The organism is Jiangella alkaliphila (assembly GCF_900105925.1).
Lineage (GTDB): Bacteria > Actinomycetota > Actinomycetes > Jiangellales > Jiangellaceae > Jiangella > Jiangella alkaliphila.
On sequence record NZ_LT629791.1, the window covers coordinates 3790094 to 3804552 of the forward strand.

Consider the following 14459-nt stretch of genomic DNA (forward strand, 5'->3'; position numbering starts at 1 on the left):
GACCCCTAACTCCGAAGGCGTCGCTGCCGCCCGTAGAGCGACAGCAGGACGAGCAGGACGACGCCGTTGACGACGGTGCGCCAGGCGCCGCCGATGTCCAGTGTGGTGAGCAGACCCTGCAGGACGGTCAGCACGATCGCGCCGACCGCGGTACCCGCGTACCCGCCGATGCCGCCGGCCAGCAGCGTCCCGCCGATGACGACGGCGGCGACGGACGGCAGCATGTACTGGTCGGCGAGGTCGAGGAACACCGACTCGGTGTACCCGAGCAGCAGAATGCCGGCCAGCCCGGCGAACGTCGCCGACAGCACGTAGGCCAGGATGAGCGTCCGGTTCACCCGCACCCCGGTCAGCGACGCGGCGGTGCGGTTGGCGCCGACGGCGAACAGGTTCCAGCCGAACGTGGTGCGGCGCAGCAGCCAGACGGCGAGCAGGCCGAGCAGCAGCCACAGGAACAGCAGCCCGGGCAGGTCGAAGATGACCCGGCCGTTCACCAGCGACGTCAGCGCCGGCGCCGCGCGGCCCTCGGCCTGCCCGCCGGTGTAGGCGAGGATCAGCCCCTGCACGACGCCGATCATGCCGAGCGTCATGACGAACGGCGGGATCCGCAGCAGCGTGACGCCCAGCCCGTTGACCAGCCCGATCGAGGCCGCGACCAGCAGCGACAGCGCCACGGCCGGGACGATGTTCGCGTCGTCGCCGTCCATCACGCGCGACCCGATGATGGCCGAGAACGTCGCCACCTTGCCGACGGACAGGTCGACGCCGCCGCCACCGGCGAGGATCACGATGGTCTGGCCGATCGCGATGACGCCGAGGAACGCCGCCACCCGCATGAGGTTGACCAGCTGTCCGTACCCGGCGAACCCGGGGGAGACGATCTCGCCGGCGATCACCAGGGCGACGGCGACCGCGCCGGCCAGCGCGACCGGCCCTGGCCGCCAGGACCCCAGCCCGCGCCGCGGCGGGTCCAGCACCGGTGTGCTCATGCCGCCGGCCTCCTCTTCTGCAGCGCGGGGATGCCGGCCAGGGCCAGCGCCAGGATGATCACGGCGCCGTTGACCAGCTGCCGGTAGTCGGTGGGCACGTCGGCGAAGAAGATGATGTTCGTGACGAGCGCCAGGACGATCGCACCGAGGACCGACCCGCCCGCCCCGCCGCGGCCGCCCGTCAGCGCCGTCCCGCCGATCACGACGGCCGCCACCGACGCCAGCGTCAGCTCGTTGCCGACGAACGGGTCGCCGGACCCGGTGTTGGCCAGGATCGCCAGTGCCGACAGCGCCGCGAACAGCCCGCCCAGCACGTACGCCCAGACCCGCGTCCGCGCGACCGGCACCAGCGACGCGTACGCCGCGTCCGCGTCACCGCCGACCGCGTACACGTGCCGCAGCACGCGGTGCCGCCGCAGCACCCACCACACCAGCGCCAGCGCGACGATCAGCAGCAGCGCCACCGGCACGCCCAGCACCGAGTCCCGGTAGGCCGTCGTGACCTCGAACGGCACCGACCCGCCCGGCGTCGGCAGCACGACCAGCGCCAGCCCGCTGTACACGAAGCTGGTGGCGAACGTCGCGACGATCGGCTGCAGCCGCAGCAGCGCCACGACCAGCCCGTTCAGCGCGCCGCAGGCCAGCCCGACGCCGAGCGCGGCGGCGACGGCCAGCGGGTACCGGTCCATCGACCCGTCGACGATCTGGACGGCGACGACGCTGGCCAGCGTCACCTGCGCGCCCAGCGAGAGGTCGAGGCCGCCGCTGAGCACGACGATGGTCTGCCCGACGGCGATCGCCACCAGCGGCACGAACGTCGCGAAGTTCGACGTCAGCGCGTAGCTGTCCCAGAAGTTCGGCTGCAGCGCGGAGTTGACGACGACCGCGACGGCCAGCATCGCGACGGTCGCCAGGCCCGACAGCTGGACCCCGCGCACGCGGTCGAGGACCCCCGTCACAGCGACTCCCCGGGGGCCAGCCGCAGCGCGCTGGAGACCAGGCGGCTCTCCGAGATCGCCTCGGAGCTCAGCTCCTCGGCGACGGCGCCCTCGAACAGCACCAGCACGCGGTCGCTGAGCTCGGTCAGCTCGCGGTTGTCGCTGGAGTTGAGGATGACGACGGCGCCGTCGGCGGCCAGGCCGCGGATGATCGCGTAGATCTCCTCCTTGGCAGCGACGTCGACGCCCTTGGTCGGGTCGTCGAGCAGCACGACCCGCGGCCGGTCCAGCAGCCACTTGCCGATGACGACCTTCTGCTGGTTGCCGCCGGACAGCGTCGACACCGGGTCGGCCAGCGAGCCGATCTTGATCCGCAGCCGTTCCACCATCGACGTGGCGGCGCGGCGCTCGGCGGCGGACCGGAGCGCGAACCGCGCCGTCGCACGGCGGTGCATGCTGGCCAGCGAGAGGTTCTCCTGAATCGGCCGGACGGCGAACATGCCCTGCCGGCCGCGGTCGCCGGGCACCAGCGCGACGCCGGCCCGCGACGCCTTCGCCGGCGACCCGAGCGGCAGCGGCTGGCCGTCCAGCAGCGCCTCGCCGGCGCCGACGTGCGCGCCGCCGAACAGCGCGAGCAGCAGGTCCGACTGGCCCTGCCCCTGCAGGCCGCCCAGGCCCAGCACCTCGCCGGAGCGGACCGTGAAGCTCACGTCGCGCAGCCGGTCGGTCGTGAGCCCGCGCACCTCGAGCGTGGTGGCGGACGGGGCGCCGGCCGCGGGGCCGGACGTGGCCACTGCTGCGGTAGCGGCCACGTCCGGGCGCGGCGCCTGGTGCGGCGCGTCGCCGACCATGAGCCGGACCAGCTCGTCCTCGTCGGTGGCGGCCAGTTCGACGGTGCCGACGGTGCGGCCGTTGCGCAGGACGGTGGCGCGGTCGCAGAGCGCGAACACCTCGTCCAGCCGGTGCGACGTGAACACCACCAGCACACCGTCGGCGCGCAGCTGGCGGACCACGTCGAACAGCACCTCGACCTGCTCCTTGTGCAGCGACGCCGTGGCCTCGTCGAGCACCAGGATCCGCGGACCGCGGGCCAGCGCCTTGGCGACCTCGACGATCTGCCGCTCGCCGGGGCCGAGCGCGCCGGCCGGCCGGTCCAGCGGCAGCCGTCCGGAGAACGCGGCGGCGAACCGCTCCAGCGCGGCGCCGGCGCGGTCGCGTGCGGCCCGCTGGTCGAGGAACCCGAGCCGGCGGACCGGCTCCAGCCCGAGCACGACGTTCTGCGTCACCGTGAGGTCGCCGACGACGCTGAGCTGCTGGTACACCGCGGCGACGCCGAGCGCGTGAGCGTCGCGCGGGCCGCCGATGCGCGCCTCGGCACCGTCGATCCGGATCGTCCCGGCGTCCGGGACGACGGTGCCGGCCAGCGTCTTGTCCAGCGTGCTCTTGCCGGAGCCGTTCGGGCCGAGCAGGGCGTGCACCTCGCCGCGCACGGCGGTGAGGCCGGCCCCGTCCAGCGCCTGGACGCCGCCGTACCGCTTGCGTACGCCGGTCATCTCCAGCAGGGGCGTCGTCACTCGAAGAATTCCGCGGCCTCGTCGCGAGTCAGCGAACCGTCCAGGCTGTACGCGTCGCTCTCGGCGCTGGCCTCGCCCCAGTACTGGTCGAAGGTGGTCTCGTCGACGGTGTAGGGGATCGGGATGGTGACGGTGTTGCCGTCGAGGCTGCCGGACGCGAACGCCTCGCCCTCGAGCACGTTGATGGCCATGTGCAGCGCGGACACGGCGCCGCCTGGCGGGTTCACGACGCCGATGCTCTGGAACCCGTTGGTGCGGGCCTCGCCCCACAGCCGCATGAAGCCGACACGGGCCTCGCCGCTGATGGTGATCTGGTCCAGCCGGCCGGCCGCGTCGACGGCGCGGAACACGCCCTCGGCCATGCCGTCCTGCGTCCAGACGCCGTCGACCTCGGGGTAGGTGGCCAGCAGGTTCGTCATGACCTGCTGCCCGGTGGCCTGGTCCCAGTTGCCGTCGGCGACGGTGAGGACGTTGACGCCGGCGCCGTTGAAGACCTCCTCGGCGGCGCCCCAGCGCATCTCGTTGGCCGGGTGCCCGGCGATGCCGTTGACCACGACGACGTTGCCGCCCTCGCCGACCTGCTCGGCCAGCCACTCCGCGGAGATGCGGGCCCACTCGGCCTGGTCGATGACGACGTTCGTGACGTCCTCGGACGTGACCGCCTGGTCGATGGCGAACACCTCGATGCCCTGCCCGGTCGCCTCGCGGAACACGGCGTCCAGGGCGGTCTCGGAGTTCGGGTTGACGATGATGGCGTCGACGCCGCGGTTGATGAGGTTGCGGATCTGCTGGATCTGGCCGTTGACGTCGGTGTCGGCGCTCTCGACGACCAGCTCGTCGACGACGCCCTCCTCCTCGTACTCGGCGAACGCCGCCTCCAGGCCCTCGACCATCTGCGTGCGCCACTCGCTGCCGACGAAGCCGTTGGACAGGCCGATCGTGTACGGCTGGTCGCCGCCACCCTCCCCGCCGCCGCCTCCGTTGCCGCCGTCGTCGTCCGAGCAGGCCGCCAGGAGCAGGACGACGGTGCCGGCCACGGCTCCCGCGCGCCACCCTCGACTCGGTCTCGGCATCAGGACCACACCCTTTCTCCGGCGACTTTTCATCCATGACGAGTGATAAGTGGGTTCATGCTGCCGTACGCCACTGCGGTCCGTCTAGCGTTCTGGGTCACGTTTCCACCACGAACGGCCGGACGCGCCGCCCGACTCCCCCAAGTTGATCTTGGAGGTGTTCTGCCATCAATCGGGCATTCCGGGCGGTGCTTGCCGAAGAACTCCAAGATCAACGTGGACGTGGGGTCAGCGGGTGGCTTGGACGTAGGCGGAGTCGCTGACCAGGCGGGCGGCCAGCTCGGCGGCGCCGATGATCACGGCGTCGTCGCCCAGCTCGGACGCGGCCAGCCGGGGGACGTGCGGGATGCGGCCGACCAGGCGGTCGCGCAGGCCGGGGGTGATGAGGTCGGCGGCGCCGCCCATCTCGCCGCCGACGATGACCAGCTCGGGGTCGAGGACGGTGCACAGGTTGGCGACCGCCAGGGCCACGTAGTCCAGCGTCTCCTCCAGCAGCGCCCGCGCCTCGACGCTGCCGTCCCTGACCAGGTCGAACACGTCGGCGGCGGTGAGCGGGCGGCCACCGGGTGCGGCGATGCCGCGTTCGCGCGCCTGACGGGTGAGCCCGGCCGAGCCGACCCGGCTCTCGAGGTCGCCGAACCCGGGGAACAGCCGGGCCAGCGACGTGCGGTCCAGCAGCATGTAGCCGATCTCGCCGGCCGCCGCCCGCGAGCCGCGGTGCAGGCGGCCGCCGGTGACGATGCCGGTGCCGATGCCGGTCCCGAGCACGACGGCGACGAGGTCCTGCACGCCCCGCCCGGCGCCGCGGTGGTGCTCGCCGACGGCCAGCACGTTCGCGTCGTTCTCGACGACGACCGGCAGGCCGGTGCGGTCACGCAGCAGCGACCCGACCGGCACCTCGCGCCAGTCCAGCGCGGGCGCCCAGGTCACCCGTCCGTCGGCGCCGGCGACACCCGGGACGGCGACCCCGATCGCCTGGCTGGGCTGGCCCCGCCCGTCGGCGGCGGCACCCAGTTCGGTGACGACCGACAGCGCCTCCTCGAGCCGGATGGTGGCGCGGTCGGCCGCGTGCAGCACGTCCGGGACGACGGGCCGCTGCACCCGGTGGACGATGGCGCCGTCGAAGTCGACCAGCGCGCCCTCGGTGCGGGTGGCGCCGACGTGCAGGACCGACACGAGATTGGCGCGGCCGCTGTAGCGCAGCAGGATCGACGGCCGCCCGCCGGTCGACGGCTGGTGGCCGTCGGTGACGACCAGGCCTCGGCGCAGCAGGTGGCCGGCCAGCCGGTTCACCGTCGCGGCGCTGAGACCGGTGCGCGCGCCGATCTCCTGCCGCGACAGCGGTCCGTGCTGGCGCAGCGCGTCGAGGATCGCGGTCTGGTTCACCCGCGAGACGGTCTCGGCGTTGGCCGTCGAGGAGGTCCGACCGGACATGGCTGCTCCCCCTGGAGTTTTCTATCAGGCTGATACTGTACCCATTCCCCAGCCCGCTCGAGACTGGAGACGCCGCCCGTGGTGATGCCCGGAACCGACCGTACCGGCCTGGCCGGCCCGCTGCGCCGCGCCCTCGCCGACGCCGGCTGGCTGCCGTCGAGCGACGCCGCGCCGACCCCGTCCGGCTGGTCCGGAGCGGACGACGGCGACGGGGGAGCGGCGCCGGTGGTGGGCGTCGACCTGGGTGGCACCAAGCTGCACGCGGTGCTCTACGACCCGTCTCGGCAGCGGCTGCTGGACCGCGTCGAGCGCACCGATCCGCGCGGCGGCACGGCTGTGACCAGCCAGATCGCTCGTCTCGTCGAGTCGCTGACGGCGGCCGCGGGCCTCGCCGGCCGGCCGCCGCGGGTGGCGGTCGGCTGCCCGGGCGCGCCCGACCCGGTCACCGGCGCGGTCGGCCACGCGCCGAACATCCCGGGCTGGGACCGCATGGACGTGCCGGCCGACCTCGAGGTCCGGCTGGGCGCCCGCCCGCTGGTGCACAACGACGCGAACCTGGCCGCGTGGGGCGAGCACGCCTGGCTGCCCGGCGGCGGTGACCTCGCGTTCGTCGCCGTCGGGACGGGGGTCGGGCTCGGCCTGGTGCTGGGCGGGCGGATGTACGCGGGCAGCCGCGGGCTGGCCGGCGAGGTGGCCGACCTGCCGTTCGGATCGGACCCGTTCGACCCGGCCAACCTCGTGCACGGACCGCTGGAACAGCAGGTCAGCGGCGGTGGCGTCGAACGTCGCTACCTGGAGCTGGCCGGCCGGCGGCGGCCCGCGCCGGAGGTGTTCGCCGCCGCGGCCGACGGCGACCGGGCGGCCGCGCAGGTGCTCGACGAGCTCGGGCGGCTGCTGGCGCTGGCCGTGCGGGCGGTACGGGCGATCGTCGACCCGGCGACGTTCGTGCTCGGCGGCGGCATCGGATCCCGGCCGGAGACGCTGACCGCGACCCGCCGCTGGCTCGCCGTCACCGAAGGCGAGTCGTTGCAGGTCAGAACCAGCACGTTCGGCAACCGTGCGGCCCTGGCCGGCGCGCTGGCGGCCGCCGCCGTCGCCTAGTTTCACATCAGCAAGATGAGAAAGTTGCCGTAAATCTCCGATTCGGGGTTCCGATGACGATCTGTCACGGGTACCTTCACAGAGATCAGCGATCTGCTCGGCGTTTTGCTCAGCCTGAGTAGATGCATCCCTCGGCACGCCCTCGACCCCCGAAGGAGTGGCCATGGCCAGGACGACGGCAGGACGATTCGCGACGGCGGGAGCGCTGGCGGTGGTGACCGCCGGCGCCCTGATCGGCCCCTCGGCGGCGGCACCCGAACCGGAAGCCGTCGCGGCCGCGGAGGACGCGTGCCCGGGCGGCTGGTCCACCGAGACCACCGTGTGGTTCGGCCCGCCGCGCATCGACACCGAGATCCCGAACCCGGGCCGCGACGACGGCTGCACGCTGCTGGACCGCGTCTGGGCGGAGGAGCCGTTCGCCACCCACGGCGAGTTCGTCGGCACCGTCGCCCGTGCGACCCGCGAGTTCAGCGACCTGGGCCTGCTCGACGCCCAGCAGGCCGCGACCATCCGCTCCGCCGCCGCGCGCTCGGCCGTCGGCGGCCCGCACGACGACTCGATCCCGAACACCTGCACCGACCGCGTCGCGCTGACGTTCGACGACGGCCCGTCTTTCTACCGCGACCAGACGCTGGCGATCCTGCGCGAGAAGCAGGTCACCGCGACGTTCTTCGACGCCGGGATGCGCATCGCCGCGAACCCGCAGCTGCCGGCGTTCGAGCGGCTCGAGGGCCACCTGGTGCTGAACCACACGTGGGAGCACCCGAACCTCAACCAGGTGACGATCCCGCGGCTGCGCGACGAGATGCGCAAGACCGAGGAGGCCCTGGACGCGGCCGGCGTCGAGCGGCCGTTCCTCGGTATGCGCCCACCGTTCCTCGCGGCGAACGCGTCGGTGCGGGCCGAGTTGGCGCGGCTCGGCTTCACCGTCATCAGCGGCGACATCGACGCGGCGGACTGGGAGCCGGACCGGCCGGCGGAGCAGCTGCGCGCCGACATCGCCGAGGGCATCGCCGACGGACGGCGCAACATCTTCCTGCACGACGGGCCGATCGACACCGTCGCCGGGCCGGAGCTGATGAAGGCGCTGCCGCTGATCATCGACGACATCCGGGCGGCCGGGCTGTGCTTCGGCACGTTCGACAGCACCGGCGCGATCGTCGCCGACCGGTACGTGTCCAGCGGCGAGCCGATCCCGTCGGTCGAGAACGCGGTGCCGTACCTGCCGCTGCTGTTCGGCGGTGGGCTGCCGCCGGAGCCGTACGAGATCATCGTCCCGACTCCTTTGGGGACGGCGTCGGCTGCGGCCGCCGTCGCTCCCGCCGCCGCGGACGAGTGCCCGAACGGCTGGTCGCCGCGGGAGTCGGTGTGGTTCGGCCCGCCGCGGGTCGAGACCGGCGTCGCCAACCCGGAGGGCCCGGACGGCTGCACGCTGCTGGACCGCGTCTGGGCCGGCGAGCCGTTCGCGACGCACGGCGAGTTCGTCGCCGCCGCCCGAGCCGCCGCCGACGAGTTCGTCGCCTCGGGGGAGCTGTCGCGTCAGGACCGCGCCCGGGTCGTGGCGGCCGCCGCCCGCACGCACGTCGGCGGCCCGCGCGACACGTCCGTCCCGAACACCTGCGACAACCGGCTGGCCATCCAGTTCGACGACGGCCCGTCGCATTTCCGCACCGAGACGCTGCGGATCCTGCGCGAGAAGCAGGTGACCGGCGTGTTCATGGACACCGGCACGCGGGTCCTGGCCAACCCGCAGTTCGCCCGGTTCCAGCTGGCCGAGGGGCACGAGCTGCTCAACCACACCTTCAGCCACGCCAACCTCAACCAGACCCTCGCGGCCGGCGGGCCGGACGCCGTCCGCAAGGAGATCCTCGACGCCGAGGCCGCGTTCGCCTCCGTCGGCGCGCCGATCTCGTTCAAGGGCATCCGGCCGCCGTTCGGATCGGCGAACGCGCAGGTCAGGCAGATCATCGCGGAGCTCGGCTACACCGCCTACATGACCCGCATCGGCACCGACGACTGGGTGCCGGAGCGCACGGCGCAGCAGATCAGCGACGCGATCGTCGCGCAGTTGCGCTCGGGCGCGATCATCTCGCTGCACGACGGCCCGTACGACACACCGGCGGGCACGGGGACGAACGGAGGACTGGCGCTGCTCATCGACGCCGCGCGGGAGCTGGGCTACTGCTTCGGCACGGTCGACGCGAGTGGCGAGGTCGTGGCGGACCGGCTGATCCCGACCGGCGACCCGATCCCGGTGGTCGTCAACCCGGTGCCGTACGCGCCGCTGGTCTTCCCGGGTGAGCCGCCGGAGCCGTACGTCATCCTGTCCTGACGCTTCAGGAGGTCGCGACCTCGGTCACCACGACGTCGACGGTGGCCGGGCGGCCGGGGCCGGACGGCGGGGTCAGCTCCGCCGTCCAGCCCAGCCGCGTCAGAACCGTGACCAGCCGTTTCGGGGTGGCGACCCGTGCGCCGTCCTGCAGCAGCCGCCGCACGATGCGGCCCTTCGTCGCCTTGTTGTGGTGGCTGACGACGGTGCGCCGGCCGTCGTGCTCGTGCAGGACGCGGACGACGACGGTGCGCGCGGCGACGTCGGCCGGCGGCCGCCAGAACCCCGCGTACGTGCTGGACCGCAGGTCGACGACCAGTTCGTCGCCGGCCGCCGCGGGCAGGCTCTTGCCCAGCGGCCGGCGCCAGAACGCGGCCAGCGGGCCGACGCCGGGCAGGCTCACGCCGCCGCCCAGCCGGTACGCCGGGATGACGTCCGACGGCCGCAGCAGCCCCCACAGCCCGCTGGTGATCAGCACCGACTCGTCGGCCCGCCGGGCCGTGCCGCCGCGCAGCGACCGCAGGCCGAGCGCGTCGTACAGCACGCCGGAGTACACCTCGCGGGCCGGCGCGGCCGGCGCCTGCGGCAGCACGGCGTTGCGCTCGACGTCGGCGGCCTGCGTCGGGCCGAGCCCGAGCGCCGTCGCCGCGGCCTCGGGCGACGTGCGGCAGAGCCGGACCAGCGCGGCCAGCAGGTCTACGCGGTCGCCGGTCAGCTCGGGGAACGACAACGCGTCCAGGTCGACCGCGGCTTCGCCGTCGCCCGGCGCGGTCTTGCCCTCCGACGGCGGCAGCAGGATCAGCACTCCAGGAGCCTAACCGCCGGGCTTTCGTACGGTATGACGATGGCGTCGTACACACACGGCCACCACGAGAGCGTGCTGCGCTCGCACACGTGGCGCACGGTCGCGAACTCGGCGGCCTACCTCCGCGACCGGCTGACGCCCGGGACCGACGTGCTCGACGTGGGCTGCGGCCCGGGGACGATCACGACGGAGTTCGCGTCGCTCGTGGCGCCCGGCCGGGTGGTCGGTCTGGACGCGTCGGCCGAGGTCATCGCGGCGGCGCGCGCGGGAGCCGGCGACGCCACCGTCGAGTTCGTCACCGGCGACGCCGCCGCGCTGCCGTTCGACGCGGCGGCGTTCGACGTCGTCCATGCGCACCAGCTGCTGCAGCACGTCGCCGACCCCGTCGCCGTCCTGCGGGAGCTGGCCCGGGTGGCCCGGCCGGACGGCGTCGTGGCGGCCCGCGACTCCGACTACGCCGGCATGTTCTGGTACCCGCGGCTGCCCGGATTGTCCGAATGGCTGGAGCTGTACCGCACGCTGGCCCTCGGCAACGGCGGCGAGCCCGACGCGGGCCGGCGGCTGCTCGCGTGGGCGCACGAGGCCGGCCTGTCCGACGTCACCGCGACCGCGAGTGTCTGGTGCTTCACCACCCCGGCGGACCGCGCGTGGTGGGGCGGTCTGTGGGCCGACCGGGTCACGTCCTCGGCGCTCGCCGAGCAGGCCGTCGCCCGCGGCCTGGCGAGCACGTCCGATCTCGACCGGCTGGCCGCCGCTTGGCGCGAGTGGGCCGGTCACGACGACGGCTGGTTCGTCGTTCCGCACGGTGAAATCGTGGCCCGGGTCACCGGGTTCCAGTTCGTGCCATCGGCCTCGCACCACTAGGCTTTCCCGGTGCTCACGATGCAGGACGCGCTGCTGGCGCTGACGAAGTACTGGACCGACCGGGGCTGCCTCATGGTGCAGCCGTTCAACACCGAGGTCGGCGCCGGGACGATGAACCCCGCCACCATCCTCCGGGTGCTGGGTCCGGAGCCCTGGCACGTCGCCTACGTCGAGCCCAGTGTCCGGCCCGACGACGCGCGATACGGCGAGAACCCGAACCGCCTGCAGACGCACACCCAGTTCCAGGTCATCCTCAAGCCCGACCCGGGCGACCCGCAGGAGATCTACCTCGCCAGCCTCGAGGCGCTGGGCATCGACATCCACGCCCACGACATCCGGTTCGTCGAGGACAACTGGGCCTCGCCCGCCCTCGGTGCCTGGGGCCTGGGCTGGGAGGTCTGGCTCGACGGCCTCGAGATCACCCAGTTCACCTACTTCCAGCAGGCCGGCGGGCAGACCCTCGACCCCGTCTCGGTCGAGATCACCTACGGCATCGAGCGCATCATCATGGCGCTGCAGGGCGTCAGCCACTTCAAGGACATCGAGTACGCGCCCGGCATCTCCTACGGCGAGGCGTTCGGCCAGGCCGAGTACGAGATGTCGCGCTACTACCTCGACGACGCCGACATCGAGGCCAACCGCCGGCTGTTCGACGTCTACGCCGCCGAGGCCGAGCGGATGATCGCCGAGCGGCTGCCGGTGCCGGCGCACGTCTACGTGCTCAAGTGCTCGCACACGTTCAACGTCCTCGACGCCCGCGGCGCCATCAGCACGACCGAGCGGGCCAAGGCGTTCGCGCGCATGCGCGGGCTGGCCCGCGAGGTGTCCTCGCTGTGGACGGCGCGGCGCGAGGAGCTCGGCCACCCGCTGGGCCTGGTGCCGCGGGCCGGTCTCGACGACGACGACGCCGAGCCGCTGCTGCCGAACCTGCCGGCCGAGATGACGGCGGCCGCGCCGCTGCTGTTCGAGATCGGCACCGAGGAGATGCCGCCGCACGAGGTCACCAACACGGTGGCCGCGGTGCGCGACGCGGTCGCGACGAAGCTCGGCGCCACCCGGCTCGGGCACGGCTCCGTCGACGTCGTGGGGACGCCCCGGCGCATCGTCGTCCAGGTCGACGCCGTCGAGCCGCGCGAGCCCGACGCCGACCGCACCGTCCGCGGCCCGCGGGTCGAGGCCGCCTACGACGCCGACGGCAACCCGACGAAGGCGCTGCTCGGCTTCGCCCGCGGCCAGGGCGCCGACGTCTCCGAGCTGTCCACGGCCGACTTCGGCGGCAACCAGCACGTCGTCGTCAGGGTGGTCGACGCCGGCCGGGGCGCGGTCGAGGTGCTCTCCGGCCTGCTGGCCGAGGTCGTCACCGAGCTGCGGTCGGAGAAGAACATGCGGTGGAGCGACCCCGCGCTGTCCTTCACCCGGCCGATCCGCTGGCTGACCGCGCTGCTCGGCGACACCGTCGTGCCGGTGCGGGTGTCCGCGCTGGTCAGCGGCCGCACCACCCGCGTGCACCGCACCGCGCCCGAGCCCGTCGTCACCGTTCCGTCGGCCGCCGGGTACCTGGAGTTCCTGGCCGGGCACGGCATCGTCGCCGACCCCGCGGTCCGCCGCGCCGCCGTCGTCTCGGCCGCCTCCGAGCTGGCCGCGACCGTCGGCGGCGTCGTCGACACCGACGCCGAGGCCGGGCTGGTCGACGAGATCACCAACCTGGTCGAGGAGCCGAACGCGCTGCTCGGCGGGTTCGACACCCGGTACCTCGAGCTGCCCGAGCAGATCCTCACCACGGTCATGCGCAAGCACCAGCGCTACCTGCCGGTCCGCTCGGCCGACGGTGCGCTGCTGCCGCACTTCGTCGCCGTCGCCAACGGGTCGGTCGAGGCCGACCTCGTCCGCGCCGGCAACGAGGGTGTGCTGCGGGCCCGGTACGAGGACGCCGCGTTCTTCTGGCGGGCCGACCTCGAGGTGCCGTTGGAGCAGTTCAAGGCCGGTCTGACGAAGCTGACGTTCGAGGAGAAGCTCGGCTCCGTGGCCGAGCGGGCCGCCCGCATCGAGACCATCGCCGCCGACCTCGCCAAGGGCGTCGAGCTGTCCACCGACGACGCCGCCGCGCTGGAGCGGGCCGCCGCGCTGGCCAAGTTCGACCTCTCGTCGCAGATGGTGGTCGAGCTGTCCAGCCTCGCCGGCGTCATGGCCCGCGAGTACGCCGTCCGCGCGGGTGAGACGCCCGCCGTCGGGCAGGCGCTGTTCGAGATGGAGCTGCCGCGGTCGACGGCCGACGCGCTGCCGGTCTCGGTTCCGGGTGCCGTGCTGGCGCTGGCCGACCGGTTCGACCTGCTCATGGCCATGTTCGCGCTCGGCGCCAAGCCGACCGGCAGCTCCGACCCGTTCGGGCTCCGGCGCGCCGCCCTCGGCGTCGTGCGGATCCTGCGCGAGACGCCGGCCCTTTCCGGCGTGACGGTCGACGGCGGGCTCGCGGTCGCGGCCGACCGGCTGCGCGCCCAGGGCATCGAGGTCGCCGACTCCGCGGTGACCGCGGCGCGCGAGTTCGTCGTCGCCCGGTTCGCCCAGCAGTTGCGCGACGAGGAGGTCCCGGCCGACTTCGTCACCGCCGTCCTCCCCGGCGCCGACGCCCCCGGCCAGGCCGTCGCGACCCTGGCGGCGCTGCGCTCGCGGGCCGGCGACGAGTGGTTCCGGGCGCTGGTGGCGGCGCTGCAGCGGATCAACCGCATCGTCCCGGCAGGCACCGCGGCCGCCTACGACGCCGCCGTCCTGACCGAGCCGGCCGAGCAGCGCCTGGTCGAAGCGGTCGCGGCGCTGGGCGACCGGTCCGGCCGCCCGGTCGGCGAGTTCGCTGACGCCGCCGCCGCGCTGGCCGACCCGGTCAACGCGTTCTTCGACGACATCCTCGTCATGGCGGAGGACCCGGCGGTGCGCTCGTCCCGGCTCGGCCTGCTGGCCACCATCGGCGCGCACAGCCCCCGCACCGTCGACTGGGCCGCCCTCGACACCGCCCTCGGCTGACGCGCCGCCTCACGCCCGCATTGTCACCTGATCAACTTCGCGAAGATGATCAGGTGACACAGCGCGCGGGTGGGTGGCTGGTTCGTCACCTGATCATCTCCAGCATGCGGACAGAAAACGATCAGGTGACGAAGTGACGGGGAAACGAGCCTGTTGCTGAATGAGGCTCCGTCCAGGCGAGGTGGGGGGAACAACGCGAAAACGGGCTGAAAATAGGCCCAAGTGGAGGGCCCTTGATCAAATGGCGAAAGCCCACCTCGCTGACCAGCGCCTTTGCAGCGGCCAAGTTGCCCCGTGGATGAACATCGTTCTCATCTTTCAAAAAGCAACAGGC

General features: G+C 73.4%; 10 protein-coding genes. 4 read left to right on the forward strand and 6 right to left on the reverse strand.

The window, feature by feature from the left end; all coding sequences use genetic code 11:
• Positions 1-5 precede the first annotated feature (5 nt).
• The 5 genes from BLV05_RS17255 to BLV05_RS17275 form a co-directional block, all read right to left on the reverse strand.
• Complete coding sequence (locus BLV05_RS17255; RefSeq protein WP_046772104.1) at positions 6-989, reverse strand: ABC transporter permease; 984 nt, start codon at positions 987-989, stop codon at positions 6-8.
• Positions 986-1948: an ABC transporter permease gene (locus BLV05_RS17260; protein ID WP_197683698.1), complete on the reverse strand. Its 963-nt coding sequence runs from the start codon at positions 1946-1948 to the stop codon at positions 986-988. The genes BLV05_RS17255 and BLV05_RS17260 overlap by 4 nt, the downstream gene beginning before the upstream one ends.
• On the reverse strand, positions 1945-3501 hold the full coding sequence (locus BLV05_RS17265) for a sugar ABC transporter ATP-binding protein (protein ID WP_197683699.1): 1557 nt from the start codon (positions 3499-3501) through the stop codon (positions 1945-1947). Before BLV05_RS17265 ends, BLV05_RS17260 begins: the two co-directional genes overlap by 4 nt.
• Positions 3498-4538, reverse strand: a complete 1041-nt coding sequence (locus BLV05_RS17270) for a substrate-binding domain-containing protein (RefSeq protein ID WP_197683700.1) — start codon at positions 4536-4538, stop codon at positions 3498-3500. The genes BLV05_RS17265 and BLV05_RS17270 overlap by 4 nt, the downstream gene beginning before the upstream one ends.
• Before the next feature lie 264 nt (positions 4539-4802).
• Positions 4803-6008, reverse strand: coding sequence for an ROK family transcriptional regulator (locus BLV05_RS17275; protein ID WP_046772103.1), 1206 nt, complete (start codon positions 6006-6008; stop codon positions 4803-4805).
• An 84-nt stretch (positions 6009-6092) separates the two neighbouring features.
• On the opposite strand from BLV05_RS17275, the gene BLV05_RS17280 reads away from it, so the two are divergent.
• Entirely contained in the window at positions 6093-7109 is a 1017-nt protein-coding gene (locus BLV05_RS17280) for an ROK family protein (RefSeq protein ID WP_231948853.1), read from the forward strand.
• Between the two features lie 163 nt (positions 7110-7272).
• Positions 7273-9441 (forward strand): polysaccharide deacetylase family protein, encoded by a 2169-nt coding sequence (locus tag BLV05_RS17285; RefSeq protein ID WP_082155738.1) that lies wholly within the window; start codon positions 7273-7275, stop codon positions 9439-9441.
• Between the two features lie 4 nt (positions 9442-9445).
• On the opposite strand, the gene yaaA is transcribed toward BLV05_RS17285, so the two are convergent.
• A complete protein-coding gene (gene yaaA, locus BLV05_RS17290) occupies positions 9446-10243 on the reverse strand; it encodes a peroxide stress protein YaaA (RefSeq protein ID WP_046772101.1) in 798 nt (265 codons plus the stop codon).
• 39 nt (positions 10244-10282) lie between these two features.
• Between yaaA and BLV05_RS17295 the strand changes: the two genes are divergently transcribed.
• Together BLV05_RS17295 and BLV05_RS17300 are read left to right on the forward strand one after the other, a co-directional pair.
• Entirely contained in the window at positions 10283-11107 is an 825-nt protein-coding gene (locus BLV05_RS17295) for a methyltransferase domain-containing protein (RefSeq protein WP_231948834.1), read from the forward strand.
• Between the two features lie 18 nt (positions 11108-11125).
• Positions 11126-14125, forward strand: a complete 3000-nt coding sequence (locus BLV05_RS17300; protein ID WP_046772138.1) for a glycine--tRNA ligase — start codon at positions 11126-11128, stop codon at positions 14123-14125.
• The last annotated feature ends 334 nt before the right edge of the window (positions 14126-14459 follow it).